General features: G+C 67.1%; 22 protein-coding genes and 1 pseudogene. 12 read left to right on the forward strand and 11 right to left on the reverse strand.

From position 1 onward, the window contains the following. Positions 1 to 41 precede the first annotated feature (41 nt). The 3 genes from QNI11_RS20365 to QNI11_RS20375 form a co-directional block, all read right to left on the reverse strand. Positions 42 to 1,208, reverse strand: coding sequence for a DNA recombination protein RmuC (locus QNI11_RS20365; protein ID WP_283981538.1), 1,167 nt, complete (start codon positions 1,206 to 1,208; stop codon positions 42 to 44). Beyond that, entirely contained in the window at positions 1,205 to 3,100 is a 1,896-nt protein-coding gene (mutL, locus tag QNI11_RS20370; RefSeq protein WP_283981539.1) for a DNA mismatch repair endonuclease MutL, read from the reverse strand. The genes QNI11_RS20365 and mutL overlap by 4 nt, the downstream gene beginning before the upstream one ends. Before the next feature lie 368 nt (positions 3,101 to 3,468). Beyond that, on the reverse strand, positions 3,469 to 4,692 hold the full coding sequence (locus tag QNI11_RS20375; protein WP_283981540.1) for a urate hydroxylase PuuD: 1,224 nt from the start codon (positions 4,690 to 4,692) through the stop codon (positions 3,469 to 3,471). Between the two features lie 216 nt (positions 4,693 to 4,908). On the opposite strand from QNI11_RS20375, the gene QNI11_RS20380 reads away from it, so the two are divergent. The 3 genes from QNI11_RS20380 (at position 4,909) to QNI11_RS20390 (ending at position 7,048) form a co-directional block, all read left to right on the forward strand. Next, positions 4,909 to 5,805, forward strand: a complete 897-nt coding sequence (locus QNI11_RS20380; protein ID WP_283981541.1) for an MBL fold metallo-hydrolase — start codon at positions 4,909 to 4,911, stop codon at positions 5,803 to 5,805. An 11-nt stretch (positions 5,806 to 5,816) separates the two neighbouring features. Further along, entirely contained in the window at positions 5,817 to 6,197 is a 381-nt protein-coding gene (locus QNI11_RS20385) for a rhodanese-like domain-containing protein (protein WP_283981542.1), read from the forward strand. A gap of 128 nt (positions 6,198 to 6,325) precedes the next feature. Then, positions 6,326 to 7,048, forward strand: coding sequence for an STAS/SEC14 domain-containing protein (locus QNI11_RS20390; RefSeq protein ID WP_283981543.1), 723 nt, complete (start codon positions 6,326 to 6,328; stop codon positions 7,046 to 7,048). Between the two features lie 204 nt (positions 7,049 to 7,252). On the opposite strand, the gene QNI11_RS20395 is transcribed toward QNI11_RS20390, so the two are convergent. After that, positions 7,253 to 8,656: an aspartate aminotransferase family protein gene (locus QNI11_RS20395; protein WP_283981544.1), complete on the reverse strand. Its 1,404-nt coding sequence runs from the start codon at positions 8,654 to 8,656 to the stop codon at positions 7,253 to 7,255. A gap of 313 nt (positions 8,657 to 8,969) precedes the next feature. Beyond that, complete coding sequence (locus QNI11_RS20400) at positions 8,970 to 9,632, reverse strand: GntR family transcriptional regulator (RefSeq protein WP_283981545.1); 663 nt, start codon at positions 9,630 to 9,632, stop codon at positions 8,970 to 8,972. Positions 9,633 to 9,781: 149 nt separating this feature from the next. Here QNI11_RS20400 and QNI11_RS20405 point away from each other — a divergent pair, with 149 nt between their 5' ends. From QNI11_RS20405 to QNI11_RS20425, 6 genes and pseudogenes are all read left to right on the forward strand, one after another. Then, positions 9,782 to 10,879, forward strand: coding sequence for a polyamine ABC transporter substrate-binding protein (locus QNI11_RS20405; protein ID WP_198521858.1), 1,098 nt, complete (start codon positions 9,782 to 9,784; stop codon positions 10,877 to 10,879). 72 nt (positions 10,880 to 10,951) lie between these two features. After that, a pseudogene (locus QNI11_RS27745) lies at positions 10,952 to 11,728 on the forward strand (ABC transporter ATP-binding protein); the annotation flags it as partial. Between the two features lie 63 nt (positions 11,729 to 11,791). After that, complete coding sequence (locus QNI11_RS27750) at positions 11,792 to 12,394, forward strand: TOBE domain-containing protein (protein WP_373418451.1); 603 nt, start codon at positions 11,792 to 11,794, stop codon at positions 12,392 to 12,394. Next, entirely contained in the window at positions 12,391 to 13,491 is a 1,101-nt protein-coding gene (locus tag QNI11_RS20415; protein WP_283981547.1) for an ABC transporter permease subunit, read from the forward strand. The genes QNI11_RS27750 and QNI11_RS20415 overlap by 4 nt, the downstream gene beginning before the upstream one ends. 184 nt (positions 13,492 to 13,675) lie before the next feature. Beyond that, positions 13,676 to 14,494 carry an ABC transporter permease gene (locus tag QNI11_RS20420; RefSeq protein ID WP_283981549.1) on the forward strand — a complete coding sequence of 273 codons (819 nt, stop codon included), beginning with the start codon at positions 13,676 to 13,678 and terminating at the stop codon, positions 14,492 to 14,494. Next, entirely contained in the window at positions 14,491 to 15,789 is a 1,299-nt protein-coding gene (locus tag QNI11_RS20425) for an FAD-binding oxidoreductase (RefSeq protein WP_283981550.1), read from the forward strand. Before QNI11_RS20420 ends, QNI11_RS20425 begins: the two co-directional genes overlap by 4 nt. Positions 15,790 to 15,845: 56 nt before the next feature. Here the strand turns inward: QNI11_RS20425 and QNI11_RS20430 are convergent, their stop codons facing one another. The 6 genes from QNI11_RS20430 to mbfA form a co-directional block, all read right to left on the reverse strand. Next, entirely contained in the window at positions 15,846 to 16,760 is a 915-nt protein-coding gene (locus QNI11_RS20430; protein ID WP_283981551.1) for a DMT family transporter, read from the reverse strand. Positions 16,761 to 17,164: 404 nt separating this feature from the next. Beyond that, a complete protein-coding gene (locus tag QNI11_RS20435) occupies positions 17,165 to 17,551 on the reverse strand; it encodes a hypothetical protein (protein ID WP_100928521.1) in 387 nt (128 codons plus the stop codon). A gap of 22 nt (positions 17,552 to 17,573) precedes the next feature. Next, a complete protein-coding gene (locus tag QNI11_RS20440) occupies positions 17,574 to 18,350 on the reverse strand; it encodes a DUF6478 family protein (RefSeq protein WP_100928522.1) in 777 nt (258 codons plus the stop codon). Between the two features lie 163 nt (positions 18,351 to 18,513). Beyond that, on the reverse strand, positions 18,514 to 19,095 hold the full coding sequence (locus QNI11_RS20445) for a dihydroxy-acid dehydratase (RefSeq protein ID WP_283981552.1): 582 nt from the start codon (positions 19,093 to 19,095) through the stop codon (positions 18,514 to 18,516). A gap of 5 nt (positions 19,096 to 19,100) precedes the next feature. Continuing rightward, the gene (gene ilvD, locus QNI11_RS20450) at positions 19,101 to 20,834 is read right to left on the reverse strand and encodes a dihydroxy-acid dehydratase (protein WP_100928524.1); all 1,734 of its coding nucleotides are present in this window, start codon (positions 20,832 to 20,834) and stop codon (positions 19,101 to 19,103) included. A gap of 102 nt (positions 20,835 to 20,936) precedes the next feature. Next, positions 20,937 to 21,911 carry an iron exporter MbfA gene (mbfA, locus tag QNI11_RS20455; protein ID WP_100928525.1) on the reverse strand — a complete coding sequence of 325 codons (975 nt, stop codon included), beginning with the start codon at positions 21,909 to 21,911 and terminating at the stop codon, positions 20,937 to 20,939. Positions 21,912 to 22,085: 174 nt separating this feature from the next. Here mbfA and QNI11_RS20460 point away from each other — a divergent pair, with 174 nt between their 5' ends. From QNI11_RS20460 to fghA, 3 genes are all read left to right on the forward strand, one after another. Next, the gene (locus QNI11_RS20460; protein WP_100928526.1) at positions 22,086 to 22,292 is read left to right on the forward strand and encodes a hypothetical protein; all 207 of its coding nucleotides are present in this window, start codon (positions 22,086 to 22,088) and stop codon (positions 22,290 to 22,292) included. Positions 22,293 to 22,369: 77 nt separating this feature from the next. Beyond that, a complete protein-coding gene (locus QNI11_RS20465; protein ID WP_283981553.1) occupies positions 22,370 to 23,032 on the forward strand; it encodes a TetR/AcrR family transcriptional regulator in 663 nt (220 codons plus the stop codon). A 35-nt stretch (positions 23,033 to 23,067) separates the two neighbouring features. Beyond that, a complete protein-coding gene (gene fghA, locus QNI11_RS20470; protein ID WP_283983539.1) occupies positions 23,068 to 23,898 on the forward strand; it encodes an S-formylglutathione hydrolase in 831 nt (276 codons plus the stop codon). Position 23,899: the final 1 nt, after the last annotated feature.

Here is a 23,899-nt window from a genome sequence, read left to right on the forward strand (position 1 = left end):
ACTTGGGACGCGGAGCGCATAGCTAATAGTTCAGTGTTAAACTACTTCTGCGGAACCGGCTGCGCGGCACGGTCGGTCAGCACCAAAGGCTCTTCGGGCAGTTCCTCGAAATCGAAATTATCCAGTCTTCTCGCGCGCTTACCGGCCTTGTCGGCGCTGATGCGGATGTCCTCGATGTCCTTCGCGGCCATCCCGAAATGCCGGTCGAGGTTGCCGACACGGATGCCCAGACGCTCCAGATCGCCGGACAGCGCGTGCAACTCCTTCCGGATCGCCCCCGCCTGCGCCCGCATCCGGGCATCCTTGAGAATCGCCCGCATCGTGTTCAGCGTCGCCATGCAGGTCGTCGGCGAAACGATCCAGACGCGGGCGGTGAACCCCTCCCGCACCAGCTCGGGGAAATTGGCGTGCAGCTCTGCGTAGATCGCCTCGGAGGGCAGGAACATCAGCGCGCCATCCGCCGTCTCGCCCTCGATCAGGTAGCGGTCGGAAATGTCGCGGATGTGCTTGCGGACAGACATCCGGAAGGCTTGCGCGGCGCGGGTCACCTGTTCGGGCGTTTCGGCGCGGCGCATCGCCTCGTAGCCCTCCAGCGGGAACTTCGCGTCCACCACGATCGGCCCCGGCGGGTTCGGCAGGTGGATCAGGCAATCCGCCCGTCGCCCGTTCGAAAGCGTGGCCTGCAGCGTGTAGCTGTCCGAAGGCAGCGCCTTCGACACGATGTCCGTCAACTGGATCTCGCCGAAGGCGCCGCGCGTCTGCTTGTTCGACAGGATGTCCTGCAACGACAGCACGTCGCCCGAAAGACGCGTGATGTTGGCCTGCGCCTTGTCGATGACCTGCAGCCGCTCCTGCAATTCGCCAAGCGAGCGGGCCGTGCGCCGGGCAGAGCCATGCAGGTTCTCGGCCATGCGCTCCTGCACCTCGGCCAGCCGCTGCTCCATCAACTGGATCATCGCCGACTGGCTGGCGGCCTGCGCCTCGCTCACGTGATGCAGGCCGCCGGCCAGCCGCTCCTGCCCGTCCGACAGGGCCTGCACCCGGCGCGCCAACTGGCCCAGCGGCTCAACCGCCCGGGCAGACCGCCCCGCCGCGCGGACAGTCATCACCAGCAGAAGCAGGATCAGCAGCACCACCGCCACACCCGCCAGCCCGGCCAGCACCAGCGGATCGTTCAGGTCCAGCGTCACCCCGCCCAACGCGATCATGTGCGCCCGAACAACCGTTCGATGTCGGAAAGTTTCAGCTCCACGTAGGTCGGGCGGCCATGGTTGCACTGGCCGGAATGGGGGGTCGCCTCCATCTCGCGCAGCAGCGCGTTCATTTCCTCGGCCCGCATGACGCGGCCCGACCGGATGGAGCCGTGGCAGGCGACCCGGCTCAGGATCGCCTCGATCTTCTCCTGCACGAGGGAGGTTTCGCCCATGTCGTCCAACTCATCCAGGATGTCACGGATCAGGCCCTGGCTGTCCACCTCGCCGAGGATCGCGGGGGTTTCGCGCACCGCGATGGCGCCCGCGCCGAAGGGTTCGACCGTCAGGCCCATGCGCGACAGGTCGTCCGCCACGGCAAGCAGCCGCGCCGCGTCGTCCGAGGACAGGTCGACGACGTCCGGGATCAGCAGCGCCTGCGCGGGCACGCCGTTTTCCGCCATCTGGCGCTTCAGCTTTTCATAGACCAGCCGTTCGTGCGCCGCATGCTGGTCGACGATCACAACGCCGTCCTCGGTCTGGGCGATGATGTAGTTCTCGTGCACCTGCCCGCGCGCCGCGCCCAAGGGCCGGCGGGTCACATCCTCGGCGGGCGCTTCGGCCACAGGCGCCGTGTCGACCACGCGGCCGGAATAGCTGTCGCCCAGATCGGCGAAGCCCGGCGCCGGGGCCTGCGCCCGGTAGGCCGCCGCGCGTGCGCCAAGCGAGGGGCGGTCCATCTGGTAGACGCGCGGGCCGCTCACCGGCTCGGGCCCCGCGCCAAGCGCCGCATGCGGGTGCGACGCGTAGGCCTGCCCGGCCTCCGGGCGCATCGCGTCCAGCGTCGCCGCCGCCACGGTGGACGAGGCCCGGTGCCCCGCCTGCGCCAGCGCGTGACGGAGGGTCGTCACGATCAGGCCACGCACCACGCCGGGATCGCGAAAGCGCACTTCGGATTTCGCCGGGTGCACGTTCACGTCCACCTTGTGCGGGTCGCAATCGACAAACAGCGCCACCGCAGGGTGCCGTTCGCGCGACAGGAAGTCTTGGTAGGCGCCGCGCAGCGCGCCGATCAGCATCTTGTCGCGGACGGGGCGGCCATTGACGAAGAGGTACTGCGCCACCGCCGTGCCGCGCGAATAGGTCGGCAGCGCGGCATAGCCGGTCAGGCGGAAGCCCTCGCGCTCCGACTCCACCGCCAGCGCGTTGTCGGTGAACTCCGCCCCCATGATCCGCGACAGCCGCCCGCGCAGCGCATCGAAGAGGTCGCCGGTCTCAGGCTCAACCCGGAAGGTGACGCGGTCGCCCCCGCCGGACACGTCGCGCAGGGTGAAGCCCACCGCCGGTTCCGCCATCGCCAGCCGCTTCACCGTGTCGGAGATCGCCTGCGTCTCCGCCCGGTCGGTGCGCAGGAACTTCAGCCGCGCGGGGGTGGCGTAGAACAGGTCGCGCAAAGTGACCACCGTGCCGCCATTCAGCGCGCAGGGTTTCACGGCGCTCATCACGCCGCCTTCGACCGAAAGCTCCACCCCGGCCTCGCCGCGCACCCGGCTTTGCAGCGTCAGCCGCCCCACCGCGCCCAGCGAGGGCAGCGCCTCTCCGCGGAACCCGAAGGAGTGGATGTCCAGCAGGTCGCTGCCGTCGATTTTCGACGTGGCGTGGCGCGACAGGGCCAGCGGTAGCTCCGCCCCGGTCATGCCGCAGCCGTCGTCGGTGACCCGGATCAGCGTCTTGCCGCCATCCGCGATCTCGATTCCCACCCGGCGCGCGCCGGCGTCTATGGCGTTTTCCACCAGTTCCTTGACCGCCGAGGCAGGCCGTTCGACAACCTCGCCCGCCGCAATACGGTTGACAGCCGCGTCGTCGAGTTGTCGGATAACCGGGCGCATATTGGGGTCATGGGTATTCATGCCACCAGACCTAGCAGGGCCATGCCGATTCTGGAACCATGCGCCGCGCGTAGCGTGACGAAATCTTAACGGTGATACGTGATACTGGGGCAACATATGTACCTTTGTATCATGTCCCACGAAACTTTCTTGCGTTAATAAAGTTTAAAGAATATGTTAGCGTTCACAAGGGAAAGGAAACGAAGATGCTAGTGCCCCTGATTGCGTTCGAAACGATTTCGTCTCTGTACGGCGAAGCCTTCGCAAAGACCTGGTTCCAGCCGGTTTCTGTCGCGCGCAAATAACGACGACCCGCGCAGCGACGCGGGCCGTTTCATCAAGACCGGGGCAAGACGGCGACGCCTGGCCCCAGCCGGATTTCTTGTCCCTCAGCCCTCTTGTGCCGCCCTGAACCAGCGACGGATGGCAGCGCGCTCTTCTTCTTCCATGTAGGACAGGTTGGCCGGCGGCATCGCATGCGTCACGCCTGCCTGAAGGTAGATCGCCCGCGCCTGCCGCGCGATCTGGTCCGCGGTTTCCAGCCGCACGTTCTTTGGCGGCCAGAGGAACGGACCGTAGCCCGGTTCCGCCGCGTGGCACATCGAACAGCGGCCCAGCACGATGTCGTGCACCTCGTCGAAGCCCTCCGCCTCGGCATAGCGCAACGCCGCGCCCTGCGCCTCCTCCACCGGATCGTCGCGGTAGAGCGGCGCGGTCGACAGCCACATCACGATGATGAACAGGATCGCGGTGGCCAGCCACGTCCAGTGCGGATTGCCCTTCCGCGCGTGCATCGTGTTGAAGAAGTGCCGGATCGTGACCCCCATCAGGAACACCAGCGACGCGATCAACCAGTTGTATTCGCTCGCAAAGGCCAGCGGGTAGTGGTTCGACAGCATCAGGAACAGCACCGGCAGCGTCAGGTAGTTGTTGTGCGTCGACCGCTGCTTGGCGATGTAGCCGTACTTCGGATCGGGTTTCCGCCCCGCCAGCAGGTCCGCCACCACGATCTTCTGGTTCGGGATGATGATGTTGACCACGTTGCCGGTCATGATCGTCGCGGTGAAGGCGCCGAGGTGCAGCATCGCCGCCCGCCCGCTGAAGACCGAGGTGTAGAACAGCGCCATCAGCACGATGATGACGAACAGCACGACCATCAGCAGGTTCATGTTCTTGCCGATGGGCGACTTGCATATCTGGTCGTAGGCCACCCAGCCCAGCACCAGCGACAGGATCGAGATGCCGATCGCCTGCCACCCGGCGATATCCGCGACGCTCGGGTCGACGAGGTAGAATTCCGCCCCGAAGTAATAGACGATGGTCAGCAGGGCAAAGCCAGAGATCCACGTCCAGTAGCTTTCCCATTTGAACCACACGAGGTCGCCGGGCATCTGGTCCGGCGCCACAAGGTACTTCTGGATGTGGTAGAAACCGCCGCCGTGCACCTGCCATTCCTCGCCGTCCGCACCCGAGGCGAGGTTGCGGTCCCGGTGCAGCCCGAGGTCCAGCGCGATGAAATAGAACGACGACCCGATCCAGGCGATGGCGGTGATGACATGCAGCCATCGGACGGCGAACTCCATCCAGGCGCCGATGGTGGCGAAGTCGTACATGCCGTGTCCCTCTTTTTCGTATTTTCCACGAAGTTAGCCCGCCGCCGCGCCGGCTGCAAAGCCCCGTTAAGTGCCTTGCGACGACAGGTCTTTTCGCCTGCGCAGAAAAAGGGCAGCGATCCGCCGTGGAACCGGCCCCCTTGTCCCCCGTTTATATTCGACTACGTGAATATCAAACACGGCAACGACACAACGCAAAGACACAAGGAGACACCCATGTTCACCCGAACCAGCCCATCGACCGGCACAGGTTCGCCCGAGGTCACAGGCTTCTACGACTCCGACACCGGATCCATCATGTACGTGGCCGCGGACCCCGCGACGAAGAAGGCCGCGCTGATCGACGTGGTGCTCGACTTCGACGCACCGGCGGGCCGCACCCGCACGGACAGCGCGCAGGAAGTGCTGGATTTCGTCAGGGACAAGGGGCTCAGCGTCGAGTGGATCCTCGACACCCACCCGCATGCCGATCACCTCATGGCCTCCGCATGGCTGAAGGAACAGACCGGCGCGCCCACCGCCATCGGCGAGAAGGTGCACGAGATCGCCGAACTTTGGCGCAAGCTCTACAACCTGCCCGAGGCCTTCGACCCGGACCGCGACTTCGACCGGCTCTTCGCCGACGGCGACACCTTCAGGCTGGGCGAGATCGCCGTGACGGTCATGCTCTCCCCCGGCCACACGCTGGGCTCGATCACCTATGTCATGGGCGACGCCGCCTTCGTGCACGACACCTTCATGCACGTCGATTCAGGCACCTCGCGCGCCGACTTCCCCGGCGGCTCGTCGAAGGATCTCTGGGACTCGCTGCAGGCGATCCTGTCGCTGCCCGACGACACCCGCCTGAACGTCGGCCACGACTATCCCCCGGTGGACGGGCGAGAGGACCCGGCCTGGGAGGCCACCGTGGCCGAGCACCGCGCCCGCAACAAGCACATCGGCGGCAACGTGACCGAGGCCGAGTACCGCAAGCTGCGCGACGAACGCGACGCCACGCTGTCCCTGCCCGACCGGATGCTGCACGCGCTGCAAGTCAACCTCCGGGGCGGGCGCTTGCCCCCCGCCGAGTCCGACGGCAACCATTATTTCAAGATCCCCGCGAACAGGTTCTGAGGAGACAGATCATGAAGACCGAGACCATAAACGGCGCCACGTTCGAGACATGGACCCCCGACGAGGTCGAGGCCGCGATGCAGAAGGGCGAGATCGTCCTGATCGACGTCCGCACCCCGCAGGAATACATGTTCGAACACATCGAAGGCGCGCTGCTGATGCCCATGGCCTTCTTCAGGGCCGATGCCCTGCCCGGCCAGTCCGACAAGCGCATCGTGTTCCACTGCGGCTCCGGCGTGCGGTCCGAGAAGGTCAGCCGCGCCGCCATCGAGGCCGGCGTGAAGACCATCGCCCATATGGAGGGCGGCTTCGGCGCCTGGAAGCAGGCCAAGAAGGCTTACACCGGCACCGACATGGGCTCCGGCGCGCCGAAGAAGGTGCCCGCCGGCTGAGGCCCAGATGGCCGCCTTCTGCGGCGGCCACATGATCCAGCGCAACGTCACGCGGCTTGCGCAATGGCATGCTGAAACCAGAAGGTCCCCCGGGCGTTGTCCGGGGGTCCCCCAGAAGGAGAGGCACCATGATCACCATCACCCCCCTGCCCCCGAAGGGCCACTACGAAGTCCGCATGTCCGGCCGCATCCGCGAGGACGACTACGAGGACCGGCTCATCCCCGCGCTCGACAAGGCGATCGAGGAACACGACCGCATCCGCATCCTGACCGTCATCGAGGACGACGCCGAGTTTTCCATCGGCGCGATGCTCGACGACGCGGAACTCGGGATGCGCCACTGGAAGGGCTTCGACCGCGTCGCGGTCGTGGGCAAACCCGGCTGGATGATGCGCCTCGTGCGCGGCTTCGGCCCGGTCATGCCCTGCCCCGTCCGCACCTTCGCGCCGGGCCAGGAAGACGACGCGCGCCGCTGGCTGCAGGAATCGCTGGGCGCCATGCACCAGACCGACCTCGGCGACGGCGTGCTGCACGTCCAGCTGGTCGGCAAGCTCGATCCGGCGGTGATGGAGGAGGAAGAGCGCGACATGGACGCCTTCGTGCGCGCCAACCCGCGCTTCCGCCTGCTCCTCGACCTGACGGAGTTCGACGGCTGGCAGGGGCTGGCCGCGCTGAACCAGCACTTCCGCATCGCCCGCAACCACTACGACCTGATCGACAGGGCCGCCGTGGTGGGCAAGGCGTCCTGGCAGAAGCTCGCCGCCCGCGGCCTAGGCCACCTCTCGGGCGCCAAGGTCAAGCACTTCGACCCGGACGATCTCGACGCCGCCAAGACCTGGATCAAGGCCTGAGCCGGCACGCTCGCAAGGAACAGGCCCCGGCCGGAACCGGGGCCGCCACGCGATCCCCGCTGCAAGGGACCAGGCCCGGATCCCTTCATCTTGGCGATAAATACCTGATCCCCGGCCTGTCCCGGGACACCCTGCCGGGCCCCGTGGCGATCCCCGCGACAAACGCAAAAGGCGCGGCGTGTCCAGCACGCCGCGCCCGATCCTTCAGGCCGTGGGCATCGCCACCATCAGGCCCTGCGCCTGCAGCGCCTCATGCGCCTCGTCGAGGCTCTTCCACGCCCGCTCGATCAGCGTGTCGATCTCCTCGTGGGAAATCACCAGCGGCGGAGAGATGATCATGCGGTCGTTCACGTGCCGCATGATCAGGTTGTTGGCAAAGCACCGCTCCCGGCAGATGTAGCCGGCCTGCCCCGCCTCGCCCGCGAACTCCGCCCGCGACGCCTTGTCCGGCGTCAGCGCGATGGACCCCATCAGCCCGACAATCGTCGCCTCGCCCACCAGCGGATGCTCGGTCAGCGATTCGAACCGCTCCTTGAGGTAGGGCGCCACGTGGTCGCGCGCCCGCGTCACGATGCCTTCCTCGTCCAGCAGGCGCAGGTTCTCCAGCGCCACGGCACAGGCCACCGGGTGCCCGGAATAGGTGTAGCCGTGGTTGAACTCCACGTCGCCGATCACCGCCTCGACCGCGTCCGACACGATGGACGCGCCGATCGGCTGGTAGCCCGAGGACAGCCCCTTCGCGACGGTCATGATGTCGGGACGGATGTCCATGGTCTGCGACCCGAACCACTCGCCGGTCCGGCCGAAGCCGCAGATCACCTCGTCGGCGATCAGCAGGACGCCGTACTTGTCGACGATGCGCTGGATCTCCGGCCAGTAGGTCGACGGCGGCACGATCACCCCGCCCGCACCCTGGATCGGCTCGGCGATGAAGGCCGCGACCTTGTCCTGCCCGATCTCGAGGATCTTCTCTTCCAGCAGACGCGCCCGCGCCAGGCCGAACTCCTCCGGCGTCATGTCCCCACCCTCGAGATACCAGTACGGCTGGTCGATGTGGTGGATGCCGGGGATCGGCAGGCCGCCCTGCGCGTGGATGCCCTTCATCCCGCCAAGGCTGCCCGACCCCACCGACGACCCGTGGTAGCCGTTCCACCGCGCGATGATCTGGTCGCGCTGCGGCTGGCCCTTCTCGGCCCAGTAGGTCCGCACCATGCGCAGGTTGGTGTCGTTCGCCTCCGACCCGGAGTTGGCGAAGAACACGTGGTTCAGATCGCCCGGCGCCAGCTCCGCCAGCCGCGCGGCCAGGTTGATCGCCGGCACGTGGCTGGTCTGGAAGAAGGTGTTGTAGAACGGCAGGTCGCGCATCTGCCGGGCGGCGACCTCGGCCAGCTCCTCGCGCCCGTAGCCCACGTTCACGCACCAAAGCCCTGCCATGGCGTCGAGGATGCGGTTGCCCTCGCTGTCCTGCAGCCAGCAGCCCTCGGCCCGGGTGATGATCCGCGCGCCCTTGTCCTTCAGCCCGCCTGCATGGGTGAAGGGGTGGATGTGGTGTGCCGCGTCCAGGGCCTGCAGCTCGGCGGTGGGGGAATTGATGGTCAGGATGTTCATGAAACGCCTCCGGTCAGAGTTGGCGCCAGAATATGATCAAATTTTGCGAAGTCAATCGACTCGCCCCGGAACGACCGATCCCGACCAGAGACCCGGACACCCCGATGGCCCGACGCCGGGACCACCCAAACGCCCCGTCTTCCCAACACGCACGGACAGGCAAACCCTGCCCCTTCATCTTGGCAAAAATACCTGACTCCACACCGCCACACGCGCCGAACCCGCCGCTCCTCACCCGAAAAGGGATGGCCGGGGCGGGCGGGCCGACTTCCGCAGGAAGAGGTACGCCCCGCCCCGGCCCGAAGCCCCGGCGTCAAAGGCTCTGCGCGATCAGCTCCATGCCCTGCCGAACGTCGCCCGCCATCGCGGCAGAGGCCGCCGCGGCATCCCGCGCCAGAAGCGCCTTCAGCAGGTCCTTGTGGCGGTCGGGCAGGTTGCGCGTGCCGGTCTGGCCGCAGACCACCCGCAGCGACGGGCCGAATCGCAGCCACAACCCCTCGGTCATCGACGTCAGGATCGGCGCGCGGGCCTCGGCGTTCAGGGCCGCGTGGAAGGCGAAGTTCTCCCGCAGGTAGGCCTCCACGTCGCCGCGGGCGATGGCCTGGTCCAGCCGGGCGTCGATCGCGGCCAGCGCCGTCACCGCCTCCGCGCCGATGCGTTCCGCCGCGCGCTCCGCCAGCCGCGTCTCGACGGTCAGCCGCGCCTCGGTCAGGTCGGCCACCGCCGCCGCGTCCAGCACCGGCACCATGATCCGCCGGTTGCCGAGCGCGGCCAGCGCGCCCTCCGCCGTCAGGCGGCGCAGGGCCTCCCGCACCGGTGTCATGCCCGCGCCCATGCGGTCCACCAGCCCCTGGATGGTCACCGGCTCGCCCGGGGCCAGCGCGCCGAACAGCACCATCTCGCGCAAGGCGCGGTAGACCTGTTCATGCGCCGGAAGGCCCGCACCGTCGCGTATATCTGCCGCTTTCGTCACCACGTGCCTCCCCATTGCGCATCCGGCGGCCAGAGCCGCTTGCACCCGTCATCAGGCCATGGAAACATCGCGCAAGTTGCCTCTCAGCGCAACTTATGATCAAAATCCTGGCACGGGGGCGCCGAAGACCCCCCGACCAACGGGAGAAAGAGATGACCAAGACCCCTATGACGACCCTGGCGAGCCTGACCGCCTCCGCGGCGCTGCTGGCCACCATGGCTGCCGCCGAAGAGGTGCGAGTCTACAACTGGTCGGACTACATCGACGAAAGCCTGCTCGAGAAGTTCGAGCAGGAAACCGGCATCGACCTGATCTACGACGTCTTCGACTCCAACGAACTGCTGGAGACCAAGATGCTCGCCGGCAACTCCGGCTATGACGTGGTGGTGCCCACCGGCACCTTCCTGCAGCGCCAGATCGCGGCCGGCGCCTTCCAGAAGCTCGACAAGGAGCAGCTGCCCAACCTCGACAACATGTGGGACACCATCGAGGAGCGCACGGCGAAGTACGACCCCGGCAACGAATACGCCATCAACTACATGTGGGGCACCACCGGCATCGGCGTGAACGTCCCCAAGGTCAAGGAACTGCTGGGCGAGGACGCCCCGCTCGACAGCTGGGACCTGGTGTTCAAGCCGGAGAACATGGAAAAGCTCGCCGAATGCGGCGTCCATTTCCTCGACGCCCCGGCCGAGATGCTGCCCGCCGCGCTGAACTACATCGGCGAGGACCCGGACAGCCATGACCCGGACGTGATCGCCAAGGCCGAAGAGGTCTACGCCCCGATCCGCCCCTACATTCAGAAGTTCCACTCGTCCGAGTACATCAACGCGCTGGCCAACGGCGAGATCTGCGTGGCCGTCGGCTGGTCCGGCGACGTGCTTCAGGCCCGCGACCGCGCCGCCGAGGCCGACAACGGCGTCGAGGTGGCCTACATCATCCCGAAGGAAGGCGCGCAGATGTGGTTCGACCAGATGGCGATCCCGGTCGACGCCCCGAACCCGGAGGGCGCGATGAAGTTCCTGAACTTCATCATGGACCCCGAGAACATGGCCGCAGCGTCGAACTACGTCTACTACGCCAACGGCAACAAGGCCTCGCAGGAATTCCTGAACGAGGACGTGATCGGCGATACCGCGATCTACCCGGACGAGGAGACGCTGGACAACACCTACACCACGACTCCCTACGATCCGAAGGTGCAGCGCGTGGTCACGCGCCTGTGGACCTCGATCAAGTCGGGCACCTGACACGCTGATCCCAACGAACGGCCCGCGCCCGACGACCCTGGCGCGGGTCACCTCACCTGCGGAAAGAACCACATGGCCCAGACCGTCTTTGCCCCTTGGGAGAACCCCGAGGAAAAACCGCTTATCCGGTTCCGGAACGTCACCAAGCGCTTCGGCGATTTCACCGCCATCGACGATCTGACGCAGGACATCTACGCGCGGGAATTCTTCGCGCTGCTCGGCCCCTCGGGCTGCGGCAAGACCACCCTGATGCGGATGCTCGCGGGCTTCGAACAGCCGACCGAGGGCCAGATCCTGCTCGACGGTCAGGACATCGCGAAGATCCCCGCCAACAAGCGCTCGGTGAACATGATGTTCCAGAGCTACGCGCTGTTCCCGCATCTCTCCGTCTGGGAAAACATCGCCTTCGGCCTGAAGCGCGCAAAGAAGCCCAAGGCCGAGATCGAGAGCCGCGTGAGCGAGATGCTCCGCCTCACGCACCTCGAGAAGTTCGCCCAGCGCAAGCCCCACCAGATTTCCGGCGGCCAGCGCCAGCGCGTGGCCCTCGCCCGCTCGCTCGCCCGGGCGCCGAAACTCCTGCTCCTCGACGAACCGCTCGGCGCGCTCGACCGCAAGCTGCGCGAGGAAACCCAGTTCGAGCTGATGGACATCCAGGAGAAGACCGGGACCACCTTCATAATCGTGACCCACGACCAGGAAGAGGCGATGACCGTCGCCTCCCGCGTGGCGGTCATGGACCACGGCAAGATCATCCAGGTCGACACGCCCGACCGCATCTACGAGGCGCCCGTCTCGGTCTACGTGGCCGACTTCATCGGCGACGTGAATCTGTTCCGCGGCATAGCCGAGGCGCGCCCGGCCCCGACCCCCGCCACGCCCGGGCCCGCGACCCAGCCCGAATCGAAGCTCCCCATGCCGGAGCCCGACACGCCGGAGGCCGAGGCCGCCCTGCAGGAGGCGGCAGAGGAACACGCCCGCCGCCCGCAGCCCAACGAACTGGGCCAGAAGCTGCACGACAAGGTGCTGGCGCCCATCGTCGGCAAGTGGCTGGAGGAACCGCAGAAGGCCCTGCCGCTGCCCGACGCCGCGCCGCAGACCGGCACCACCGCGGACTCCGCCCCGGCGCCTGCGACGCAGACCGTTCCGGCCCCCGCCGTGGCGGACGTGCCTCCCGGCGGCCTCGCCATCGCCTGGGCCGAAGGCCAGCCCAGGCTGATCGCCGTCAACGGCCCCGAGGAAAAGGCCGGCCAGAAGGTCGTCCTCTCGCTCCGCCCGGAAAAGATCGCGATCTCCAAGACACCGCCCGACGCCGTGAACGTGCTGAAGGGCAAGGTGATCGACATCGCCTACCTCGGCAACATCTCCACCTACCACGTCGAGCTTGCCGGCGGGCTGATGGTCAAGGCGCAGGCCACCAACACCCGCCGCGTCGCCAACCGCGACATCACCTGGGAGGACGAGGTCTACCTCTCCTTCACCACGACGGCGGGCGTCGTGCTGGAGGATGACGCGTGATCGACGAGGCCGCCAACCGGCGCAACGCCGCGCTCATGATCGCGCTGCTCGTCGCCGCGCTCTACTTCGCGGTGCGCACGGCGCTCCTGCTGGCAGGCCCCGGCCTCGACGATCCCGCCCTGCCCGTGCATTTCGCGGGGCTCGTCGCCACGCTGGGCGGCTTCCTCGCGCTCCTGAACAAGAGCGACGCAGACCAGCGCCGCGCCTTCCTCGGCAACGGGGTGATCGGCCTGCCCTACTTCTGGCTGCTGGCGCTGTTCCTCGTGCCCTTCCTGATCGTCCTGAAGATCTCGCTCTCGGACGTGGCGCTGGCCCGCCCGCCCTACATGCCGCAACTGGACCTCTCCGGCGGCTGGACGGCGATCACCGACTTCCTGTCGGAACTCGACTTCGAGAACTTCGTCTTCCTGACCACCGACGACCTCTACTGGAAAGCCTACCTCAGCTCGCTCCAGATCGCGGTGATCGCCACCTTCGCGACCCTGCTGGTGGGCTACCCGATGGCCTACGGCATGGCGCGCGCGCCCAAGGAATGGCAGGCGACGCTGCTGATGCTGGTCATCCTGCCGTTCTGGACGTCCTTCCTGATCCGCGTCTACTCGCTGATGGGCATCCTCGGGAACGAGGGGCTGCTGAACCAGCTCCTGCTGTGGACCGGCCTCATCTCCACGCCGCTGCAGATCCTCAACACCAAGATCGCGGTCTACATCGGCATCGTCTACACCTACCTGCCGTTCATGATCCTGCCGATCTACGCCGCGCTCGAGAAGATGGACGAAAGCCTGCTCGAAGCCGCCGAGGACCTCGGCTGCTCGCGGCTCGAAGCCTTCTGGCTCGTCACCTTCCCGCTCTCGCGCGGCGGCATCGTGGCCGGCTGCTTCCTCGTCTTCATCCCGACGATCGGCGAATTCGTCATCCCCTCTCTGCTCGGCGGCTCCGGCACGCTGATGATCGGCAAGGTGCTGTGGGAAGAGTTCTTCAACAACCGCGACTGGCCCGTCGCCTCCGCGGTAGCGGTCATCCTGCTGCTGATCCTGATCGTCCCGATCATCCTCTTCCAGCGCTCCGAGGAACGCGCAAGGCAGGCCGAGAAATGACCCGCCCCGCCCGCCGTTCCCCCGCCCCCCTCCGGCCCGGCACAGGCCCGCGCGCCTTCATCTTGGCCGAAATACCTCGGGGGGAGCCGAAGGCGGGGGGCAGCGCCCCCCTCCCCACCCGCCACCGCATCAAACCGCCGGCACCGGCGCGCCACGCAAGGCACAACCCCTCGGGAGCCGACGCATGAAACGCTTCTCCTGGTTCAACGCCACCGCCCTGACGCTGGGCTTCGCCTTCCTCTACCTGCCGATGGTCGTGCTGGTCATCTACTCGTTCAACGCCAGCCGCCTCGTCACCGTCTGGGCCGGCTTCTCGACGCAATGGTACGCGGAACTCTTCCGCGACCAGGAGTTCCTCGACGCGGCCTGGGTCACACTGCGGGTCGCCTTCTTCTCCTCGACCATCGCCACGGTGCTGGGAACGATGGCCGCCCACGTGCTGATCCGCGCCGGCCGGTTCCGGGGGCGGACGCTCTTCTCCGGCATGATCTACGCACCGCTCGTCATGCCCGAAGTCATCACCGGCCTCTCGCTGCTTCTGCTGTTCATCGGCATCGGGCTGGACCGCGGCGTGCTGACCGTGGTGCTGGCGCACACCACCTTCGCCATGTGCTACGTCTCGGTCGTGGTCTCGTCGCGCCTCGCCACCTTCGACACCGCGCTGGAAGAGGCGGCGCTCGACCTCGGCGCCACCCCGTTCGAAGCCTTCCGCCTCGTGACGCTGCCGATCATCGCACCCGCGGTGATCTCCGGCTGGCTGCTCGCCTTCACCCTGTCGCTCGACGACCTCGTGATCGCCAGCTTCACGACCGGCCCCGGCGCCACGACCCTGCCGATCAAGATCTTCTCGGCCGTCCGCCTCGGTGTCAGCCCGCAGATCAACGCGCTCTCGACCCTGCTGATCGTCTTCGTCACCATCGGCGTGATCACCGCCTCGCTGGTGACCAAACGGGGCGCCGTGCAGCGCGCGCGCGAGGAGCGCGCCGCCGAAACCACCGCGTGATCCGGCTCTACGAACCGGCCGCCTACGCGCGCGATCCCGGCAGCTATTGGACCGCCACGGTCACGCCTCCGGCGTGGCCGCGCCTCGACGCCCCCTTGAAGACGGATGTCGCCATCATCGGCGGCGGCTTCACCGGGCTGAACGCCGCGCTGACCCTGGCACAGGCCGGAACCCGCACCGCGCTGTTCGAGGCCGAGACCCCCGGCTGGGGCGCCTCCACCCGCAATGGCGGTTTCTGCTGCATCGGCGGCGCACTGGCGAGCGGGACAACCCTCGCCCGCCGCCACGGCGCCGCCCAGGCCGCCCTCTGGCACGACACGCAGGTCGCCGCCGTGTCCCATGTCCGCGACCTCCTCGACACCCACGGCATCGACGCCGACACCCATTCCGACGGCGAAACCGAACTGGCCCACACCGCCCGCGCCATGAAGGCCCTGCGGCAGGAGGCAGAGGCCGACCCGACCGCCCGCCTCACCGAGCGACACGACCTCGCAGCCCAGGGCATGGCCGGTCCCTGGCACGGCGCGCTGACCCGCGCGACGGGCTTCGCCCTCAACCCCGCCAGATATCACGCGGGCATCGCCCGGGCCGCCGCCGACGCGGGCGCGACCCTCCATGCCCACAGCCCCGTCACCGCGCTCAGCCGCAACGGCACGTGGCGCCTCACCGTCAACGGGCAGACCGTCACCGCCGACCGCGTCGTCCTCGCCACCAACGGCTACTCGTCCGAGGACCTGCCTCCCTGGCTCCGCGCCCGCACCCTGCCGGTGCAAAGCTCCATCCTGCTGACCCGGCCGCTCACCGATGCCGAAGCGGAAGACGCCGGCTGGACCACCGCGCAGATGGCCTACGACTCCCGCCGCCTGCTGCATTACTTCCGCCGCCTGCCGGACGGGCGGATGCTGTTCGGGATGCGCGGCGGGCTGACCGCGCGTCCCGCCGAACAGGCGGCCATCGCGAAACGGATCCGCAAGGACTTCGCCGCAGCCTTCCCGGTCTGGGCGGGCGTGGAGATCACGCACGAATGGTCCGGGCTGGTCTGCCTGATGGCCAGCGGCCACCCCTTCATCGGCGCCGTGCCGGACCACACGGGCCTCGACGCGGCGCTGGGGTTCCACGGCAACGGCGTCGCCATGGGCAGCTACGCGGGCCACGCGCTGGCAAAGGCCCTGCTCGGCACGCCGACCGGCCTGCCCGACTTCCTGGCTAAACCGCCGGCCCGTTTCCCGCTGGGCCGCCACAGGCGCGCCCTTCTGCGCCCCGCCTACCGGATCGCGGAAGCCTTCGACCTCTGACCCCCAGATTTTTCGAAGAAAAATCTGCCCGCCGGTAAAATCTTCGACCGAAGATTTTACCCCTGCGGCGTCATGTTCGCCCGCGCCTGCCCGCGCTTCAGGCCCAGCTGCCGCTCGCGCCAGATGATCAGCACGCCGGCCAGCACGACGATGGCCGCGCCGATCAGCACGCTGGCTGTCGGCACCTCGTCGAAGAACGCGTAGCCGAAGAGGATCGCGAACAGGATCGAGGCGTATTCGAACGGCGCCAGCACTGCCGCCCCCGCGAACTTGTAGGACGAGGTCAGGAAGATCTGCGCCACGCCGCCGATCAGCCCGGCGGCCACCAGCATCCAGAACACCGCCCAGCCCGGCCATGTCCAGCCGAACGGCACGGTCGCCAGCGAAAACAGCGTCGCCGTCAGGGAGAAGTAGAACACGATGGCGGAGGTTTCCTCGCTCGACACCATGCGGCGGATCTGGATCTGCGCCAGCGCCCGCATCACCGTGGACACGCCGATGAAGATCAGGCCCAGCATCGCCGCCTCGCTCCAGGCGTCAGGCGAAAGCCGCGGCCACAGCGCGATGGTCACGCCGCCAAGCCCCAGCAGAACCGCCGACATCCGGAACAGCCGCAGGCGTTCGCCCAGCATCAGCGCGGCCAGAAGCACCGTCAGCATCGGCGCGGCGTAGCCCAGCACCGTGACCTCCGGCAGAGGCAGAAGCCCCAGCGCGGCAAAGTTGCAGCCCATGGCGGTGACCCCCACCAGCCCGCGCCAGACGTGCATCAGGGGGCGCGTGGCCTTGAACCCGGTGCGCAGGTCGCCGCGCAGGGTCAGCCACAGGACGATCACCGGCATGGCAAAGAACGAGCGGAAGAACACCGCCTGCCCCGCGGGCACCTCGGTCGAGCTGGCCTTGATGAGCGAGGCCATGATCGTGAACAGGAAGACGGAGGCCAGCTTCAGCGCAATGCCGCGCATCGGTGACATGTGAGAAGGTCCTTTCGCGTTGCCGCTACCGTGAACCCCGCCAGTCGGAAGGTCAATCTGCCTGCCCCGTTTTACATGCCTTCGGCATGGAAAAAATCGTAATGGGTTAACGCGGCAGAGGGCTACGCAACAGGCGCGCGGCGACGTCGGGACGAAAAGGTTACCAACCGGCCGTTTCGACCCCCTCAACCGGCCGGTTCACCAGTAACGACGGTGCAAGCTGTGTGAAGATTGTCCTGCGGTGTTGTGGACAGCCAACTCCGCGGCACCACATCTGCACGGCGCACGCCCCGTTACCCTTCCGTGCGCCCCGTGCACGAAACCCGGTTGTCACCGCGCGTTAACGCCTCGGGACCAAGGCTCAAGCGCGCGCCAATGTCTCCATACCGGAAACAGTCAGCGGGTCAGGTCGTCTCCAGACAATGCCGGCGGAAGGCCTTCTTCAGCATGTCGAGCTCGGCGCGCAGCAGGTCGACCTCTGCCCGGATGTCATCGCCCAGCGCCTCGCCCGAGATAAGCGAAAAGCTCTGCAACACGCCGTTGGTCGCCGCGTCGGTGATCAGGAAGGTCTGCACCCCGTCGCCGATCGCCTCTGCCGGGACCGGCACCTGAAGCAGCCACTGGGCGCCCGCCTCCCGTGCCTTGCCCGCCACTTCGGTCACCATCACGCCGGTCACCGGCTGGTCGTTCAGCGTCACTTCGACGTCCGGCGCGGCGGTGCCTTCGGTGCTCAGCACCCCTTCCCAGAGCCCTTCCCGGAACCGCGTCTTCGTCAGGGTGAATGCGCTCATGCTCGGGACTCCTTCCGGCGGCTCACAGCGCCGCCCGCTTGCGGCGGCTGAACGTCAGGTCGCGGAGGATCACCTGGTTCATCTCCGGCCCTTCGAAGATCAGGTCGAGCCACATCTTCTCCACCCGCTTCTCGTTCAGCTTGGTGTAGGCGAGGTCGAACTCGACGTTGATCTCTTCCTCGTTCAGCGGCAGCTCACGGACGATCTGTTCCGTGTTCGGGCCGTGCTTGATGTTCAGTCTTGCAAAGATTTCAAGGGGTTTCTCCATCTCGACGATGGTATCGATCCGGATCAGGTGGCTGCGCTTCAGGCCCTGCGAGGCCTCCTGCGGCAGGTCGATGGCCAGCGACAGGTAGGACCCGTCGAAACGGAAGACGTCCAGCCGCAGTCCGTAGGCGGCAAGGTCGGCCTCCCGCGTGTTGCGGATCTGGCGCAGGGTCAGTTCGGAGCGTGCGCAGTCATGGAACAGCGTGGCCTCCCGGCCCAGCATGCTTTGCGACTCGACCGATGACATGCCGGGCCGCGGCAGAGGTCCACACCATAGCTCCGGCCGCCAGGCCCAGTCGGCATCCACGGGGCGCGGAAACGCCTGGTTGCCGATCATCGGCAGCGCCAGCCGTTCCTCCGCGACGTGGATCAGCCGGTCGAGGTGCGTGCGCAGGCGCCGGGCGCGGTTGCGGCTTTCCCGGAGGGCGGCGAGGTCCATGCCGGAGGCGGAGCGCGCGGCCTGCGACCAGCGTCTCAGGCCCGCGGCAAAGACCATCTTGTCCAGCCATCCCTGCCGCTGCCCTGTCGTCATGCCGTGCCGTGTCCCCAAATGTCTTTTGCGCCTCCCGAATACGACAGATCGTTTCGGGTTCGGAAACCATTATGGCTTACACCACGGTTCGAATAAACGCGAAAAACCACGATATCGTTACGCTTTTCCTTGAATCCGCCCGCGCGGCGGCTTCACCCTTCCTTCACGGACTTGCGCGTACAATGAAGTCACGCACCTGCCCCAGCATCCGCGCCCCGTCACGACCCGCCATCGCATCGCCCTCCGGCGCGTAAAGCGCCAGACCGACCATGTGACCGCCCTGCAGGAAGGCCCCCCGCCAGTAGCGCTGATCGCCCTCGCTCAGCATCTTGTCGCCGCCGCTGCCGAGGTGGGCCAGGGTCAGCCCGTCATCCTCGTAGGCCCCCAGCAGGGGCGCCCCCGCAGCCTTCGCCAGCGCAGCCGGATCGGGCACCGCGCCCCCCGGGTCCTTCGGGCCGACAGTCACCGTCACGATCACCGGCGGCACGTTGTAGCCCGCCTTGCCGCCCGACAGGATGTAGCACGACGCGATCACGGCGACCCCCTGCCCGTTCCGCGAGCGTGAGGTTTCTGGGTCGATGCAGTAGCCCTCCGGCCCGTCCACGACGACGGCGCCCCCGGCAAGGGACACCTTTTCGAGCGGGGGCTTGCTGCCCGTTGACGCGCCCGCCAGATCGCTGGCGGGCATGTCGCAGGCGGCAAGCCACAGCGCCGCCGCGAGGACCGTGAAGATCGTTCCGCGCATCGGCGTCAGAGATCGGCGTAGACGTGTTTCTCGGCCTTGCCGCCCGGATGGGTGACCGCGCCCTTGTAGGTCTCACCGACCAGTTGCGCGTATTTCCAGAGCGACCCGGACGCATAGATCGTGTCCCGCGGCCCGGCCCAGGCTTTCTTGCGGGCGGCCAGCTGCTCGTCCGTCAGGTCCACGGACAGCTTGCCGGTCAGGGCGTTGATGGTGATGACATCGCCCGTCTCCACCAGCGCGATCGGCCCGCCGTGCGCCGCCTCGGGACCGACGTGACCCACGCAGAACCCGCGCGTCGCGCCGGAGAAGCGCCCGTCGGTGATCAGCGCGACCTTCTTGCCCATGCCTTGCCCGGACAGCGCGGCGGTAGTGGCCAGCATCTCGCGCATGCCGGGGCCGCCCGCAGGGCCCTCGTTGCGGATGACCAGAACCTCGCCTTCCTTGTAGGCGCGCATCTTGACCGCCTCGAAGCAGTCCTCCTCGCATTCGAAGACCCGCGCGGGCCCTGTGAAGACCTGGTCTTCAGCCGCGATGCCCGCGACCTTCACGATGGCGCCTTGCGGGGCAAGGTTGCCCTTCAGGCCCACGACGCCGCCGGTCTTGGTGATCGGCGTTTCGATGGGATAGATCACCTTGCCGTCGGCCTCGCGCTCGATCAGGTCGAGCTCTTCGCCCATGGACCGCCCCGTTGCGGTCATGCAGTCCTCGTGGATCAGGCCCGCCTTGCGCAGTTCCTTCATCACGACAGGCACGCCGCCGACCTCGTAGAGGTCCTTGGCCACGTAGTTGCCGCCGGGCTTTAGGTCGACGAAGTAGGGCGTGTCCCGGAAGATCTCGCACACGTCGTCGAGGAAGAACTCCAGCCCCGCCTCATGCGCGATGGCGGGCAGGTGCAGGCCGGCGTTGGTCGAGCCGCCGGTGCAGGCGACGACACGCGCGGCGTTTTCCAGCGACTTCATGGTGACGATGTCGCGGGCGCGGATGTTGCGTTCCAAGAGGTTCATCACGGCGATACCCGACGCGGTGCCGTACTGGTCGCGGCTTTCGTAAGGCGCTGGCGCGCCGGAGGAATTCATCAGCGCAAGGCCGATGGCCTCGGACACGCAGGCCATGGTGTTGGCTGTGAACTGGCCGCCGCAGGCCCCGGCAGAGGGGCAGGCTGCCTTCTCGATGGCGCGCAGTTCCTCGTCGGAGTTGGCGCCCGCCTGGTGCCTGCCCACGGCTTCGAACACGTCCTGCACGGTGATGTCGCGGCCCTGGTATTTGCCCGGCATGATCGACCCGCCGTAGATGAAGACCGACGGCACGTTGAGCCGCACCATCGCCATCATCATCCCCGGCAGGGACTTGTCGCAACCCGCCAGCCCCACGAGCGCATCGTAGCAGTGTCCGCGCATGGTCAGCTCGACCGTGTCGGCGATGGCTTCGCGGGAGGCGAGCGAGGCGCGCATGCCCTCGTGTCCCATGGCGATGCCATCGGTCACGGTGATGGTGGTGAATTCGCGCGGCGTGCCGGAGGCTTCCTTGACGCCCAGCTTCACCGCCTGCGCCTGCCGGCTCAGCGAGATGTTGCAGGGCGCGGCCTCGTTCCAGCAGGTCGCCACGCCGATCAGCGGCTGGTGGATCTCTTCCTCGCTGAGCCCCATGGCGTACATGAAGGAGCGATGCGGCGCACGGGCCGGGCCTTCGGTGACGTGACGGCTGGGCAGTTTGGTCTTGTCAAACGGACGCTTGAGCACGGCTATTTCCTCCCGGTAATTGTCCCATCCGGCATAGCCTCAGTCCCCCAACGGGGCAAGCGAGTCATGGTATACCAAATGTGAAAGGGCGGGAGGTGCGTCCTAGCCCGCGCCGATCAGGGCGCCAGCACCGAACACCAGAGCCCCGCCCAGAACCACCTGGAAGGCCGCCCGCCAGAACGGCGTTTCCATGAACCTGTTCTGGATCCACGCGATGGCCCAAAGCTCGACGAAGACGACGATGGTGGCCACGATGGTGGCGGTCCAGAAATGCGGGATCAGATAGGGCAGCGCATGTCCCAGCCCGCCGAGCGCCGTCATCACACCGGCGGCGATGCCGCGCTTGACCGGCGAACCGCGCCCCGAAAGCTGTCCGTCGTCCGAGGCCGCCTCCGTGAACCCCATGGAAATGCCCGCGCCGACAGAAGCCGCCAGACCGACAAGGAAGGTCGTCCAGGTGTCCTGCGTCGCAAAGGCGGTGGCGAAGATCGGCGCCAGGGTCGAGACCGAGCCATCCATCAGCCCCGCAAGGCCCGGCTGCACCCATGTCAGAAGGAACTGGCGCTTGGCCATGTCGTCCTCGGACTGGCGGGAGTCGGCATCGAGGTGTTCGGCCTCCAGCCCCTCGGCAGCCTTCTGGTGGCCCGCTTCGGCGGCGGCGAGGTAGCCCAGCAGCTTGCGGGTGCCAGCGTCCGTGGTGCGTTGCGCGGCGGCGGTGTAGAAGCGTTCGGCGTCGCGTTCCATCGCCTCCGCCTCCGTGCGGATGCGTTCGAGCGAGAGGTTCTCAACCAGCCAGACCGGCTTGCGCGCGTAGAAGCCGGCGACGTGCTCGCGGCGGATCAGAGGGATGACCTCGCCGAACCGCTGGCGGTGCAGTTCGATCAGGGAGGCACGGTGATGATCTTCCTCCTCGGCCATGCCGTCGAAGATCGCGGCGGTATCGGGATACTCCGCTCGCAGCCGTTCCGCGTAGCTCCGGTAGATCCGGGCGTCGTCCTCTTCGGACGAGATCGCCAGTGCCAGCACTTCCTGTTCGGAAAGATCGCCGAAACGCCGACGCTGCATCGAAAACCGCATGTCACACCCCTCTTTAGATCGGTTCTAAAGTAGTCGTCGGCCCGCCCGCCGCAAGCGGGAATTCGGGACGCGGCCAATTCGCCGCATCGCTTCGGCCCACCCTTGACGTTTTCCACCCGATGCGCCATTTCTGAACCGAACAGTTTAGTTCATAAAGTGATCGGGAGATTCCTCATGACACGTCTTGCAACCGCCGCGCTCCTTGCCGCCTCCGTCCTTGCCGCGCCCGCGTTCGCGGATGTCGGGCCGTCCTACCTGCCGAATCTGACCTTCCCGGACAACGGCCCGAAGCCCGCAACCTCGACCCAGGGGCAGGATCAGGACCAGCGCCCTGTCCAAGGTGAGGTCTGCACGCTGAACCAACCCACGACCTGCCGGTAAACCGCTCTTGCATTGCGGCGGCTTGCCCGAACTGAACCGCGCGGTCTATACATGCGTTCTACGACAGGAGGGGCGATATGACCGCGGGACACACCGCAGAGGCCCGGGCTGACGATGCAGCCCGGGATCGCGCACAGGACATCCGGAAGGGCCGCAAGTACGATCAGGTGCTCGCCGGCGCGCAGGAGGTCTTCATGCGCGACGGGTTCGAAGGTGCCTCGGTCGACGACATCGCCCGCGAGGCCGGTGTATCCAAGGCGACGCTCTACAGCTACTTCCCGGACAAGCGCCTCCTGTTCCTCGAGGTGACCTCTGCCCAGTGCTGCAGACAGGCGGACGAGGCGCTTCTGTCCATCGAGATGACCCACACGCCGGAACACGTTCTGCGCGACGCCGGTCACCGCATCCTGACCTTCATGCTGTCAGAACTCGGCCAGCGGATCTTCCGGATCTGCGTCGCCGAAGCCGACCGTTTCCCGGAACTCGGGCGCCAGTTCTACCAGTCCGGCCCGATGATCGCCAAGCGCGCTCTGTCCGGCTATCTGGACGTGGCCCGCACGCGCGGCGAGATCATCACCGACGACGTGTCGCTGGCCGCCGACCAGTTCGCCGAGCTGTGCAAGGCCGATCTCTGGCCCAAGGCGGTGTTCGGTCTCCAGACGGAGTTCACCCAATCCGAACGCGACCGGATTGTGGATGGCGCTGTCGCCACCTTCATGGCACGTTACGGCGCAAAGTGACCCCTTCGAAAGGAGCCGCCGCCATGACACAGGCCATGAAAACCGTATCCGAAAACCGCTGCTTCGGCGGCGTTCAGGGTGTCTACAGCCACGCCTCCGAGGCCACCTCGTGCGAGATGACCTTTGGCCTCTTCCTGCCTGAGGAAGCGGCGCATGTTCCGGTCCCGGTGCTGTGGTACCTGTCCGGCCTGACCTGCACACACGAAAACGCCATGACCAAGGCCGGGGCGCAGGCCTGGGCCGCGGAACACGGCATCGCGCTGGTCTTTCCCGACACGTCGCCGCGCGGCGAGGGCGTTGCCAACGACGAGGCCTATGACCTCGGCCAGGGCGCCGGTTTCTACGTGAACGCCACGGAGTCTCCCTGGGCGCCGCATTTCCGCATGTGGGATTACGTGGCCGAGGAGCTGCCCGCGCTGATCGGTGCTAACTTCGCCATTGATCTGGAGCGGCAGGCGATCACCGGGCACTCGATGGGCGGGCACGGCGCGCTGACGCTGGCCATGTCGCTGCCGGGGCGCTTCGCCTCCGTCTCGGCGTTTTCGCCGATCGCCAACCCGACGCAGTCCGACTGGGGCACCAAGCAGCTGGGCGCCTACCTGGGCGACGACAAGGCGGCCTGGGAAAAGCACGACAGCTCCCTCCTGATGCGCGAAAAGGGTTTCGACGGGCCGGTGCTGATCGATCAGGGATCGAAGGACCAGTTCCTCGACCTCCTGAAGCCCGAGGCGCTGGCCGAAGCGATGACCGCCAAGCGGCAGGACGGGGTCTTCCGGATGCAGAACGGCTATGACCACAGCTATTTCTTCGTCTCGACCTTCATGGAGGACCATGTGGCCTTCCACGCAGAGGCAATGCTGGGCTGAA

This window comes from Sagittula sp. MA-2, assembly GCF_030126985.1.
In the GTDB taxonomy this organism is placed as follows: Bacteria; Pseudomonadota; Alphaproteobacteria; order Rhodobacterales; family Rhodobacteraceae; genus Sagittula.

What these genes read in the sequence shown, in the direction of transcription:
- QNI11_RS20365 (WP_283981538.1), bottom strand. Translation starts at nt 1,208, where the DNA reads ATGATCGCGTTGGGCGGGGTGACGCTGGACCTGAACGATCCGCTGGTG.
- mutL (WP_283981539.1), bottom strand. Translation starts at nt 3,100, where the DNA reads ATGAATACCCATGACCCCAATATGCGCCCGGTTATCCGACAACTCGAC.
- QNI11_RS20375 (WP_283981540.1), bottom strand. Translation starts at nt 4,692, where the DNA reads ATGTACGACTTCGCCACCATCGGCGCCTGGATGGAGTTCGCCGTCCGA.
- QNI11_RS20380 (WP_283981541.1), top strand. Translation starts at nt 4,909, where the DNA reads ATGTTCACCCGAACCAGCCCATCGACCGGCACAGGTTCGCCCGAGGTC.
- QNI11_RS20385 (WP_283981542.1), top strand. Translation starts at nt 5,817, where the DNA reads ATGAAGACCGAGACCATAAACGGCGCCACGTTCGAGACATGGACCCCC.
- QNI11_RS20390 (WP_283981543.1), top strand. Translation starts at nt 6,326, where the DNA reads ATGATCACCATCACCCCCCTGCCCCCGAAGGGCCACTACGAAGTCCGC.
- QNI11_RS20395 (WP_283981544.1), bottom strand. Translation starts at nt 8,656, where the DNA reads ATGAACATCCTGACCATCAATTCCCCCACCGCCGAGCTGCAGGCCCTG.
- QNI11_RS20405 (WP_198521858.1), top strand. Translation starts at nt 9,782, where the DNA reads ATGACCAAGACCCCTATGACGACCCTGGCGAGCCTGACCGCCTCCGCG.
- QNI11_RS27750 (WP_373418451.1), top strand. Translation starts at nt 11,792, where the DNA reads ATGCCGGAGCCCGACACGCCGGAGGCCGAGGCCGCCCTGCAGGAGGCG.
- QNI11_RS20420 (WP_283981549.1), top strand. Translation starts at nt 13,676, where the DNA reads ATGAAACGCTTCTCCTGGTTCAACGCCACCGCCCTGACGCTGGGCTTC.
- QNI11_RS20430 (WP_283981551.1), bottom strand. Translation starts at nt 16,760, where the DNA reads ATGTCACCGATGCGCGGCATTGCGCTGAAGCTGGCCTCCGTCTTCCTG.
- QNI11_RS20435 (WP_100928521.1), bottom strand. Translation starts at nt 17,551, where the DNA reads ATGAGCGCATTCACCCTGACGAAGACGCGGTTCCGGGAAGGGCTCTGG.
- QNI11_RS20440 (WP_100928522.1), bottom strand. Translation starts at nt 18,350, where the DNA reads ATGACGACAGGGCAGCGGCAGGGATGGCTGGACAAGATGGTCTTTGCC.
- QNI11_RS20445 (WP_283981552.1), bottom strand. Translation starts at nt 19,095, where the DNA reads ATGCGCGGAACGATCTTCACGGTCCTCGCGGCGGCGCTGTGGCTTGCC.
- mbfA (WP_100928525.1), bottom strand. Translation starts at nt 21,911, where the DNA reads ATGCGGTTTTCGATGCAGCGTCGGCGTTTCGGCGATCTTTCCGAACAG.
- QNI11_RS20460 (WP_100928526.1), top strand. Translation starts at nt 22,086, where the DNA reads ATGACACGTCTTGCAACCGCCGCGCTCCTTGCCGCCTCCGTCCTTGCC.
- QNI11_RS20465 (WP_283981553.1), top strand. Translation starts at nt 22,370, where the DNA reads ATGACCGCGGGACACACCGCAGAGGCCCGGGCTGACGATGCAGCCCGG.
- fghA (WP_283983539.1), top strand. Translation starts at nt 23,068, where the DNA reads ATGAAAACCGTATCCGAAAACCGCTGCTTCGGCGGCGTTCAGGGTGTC.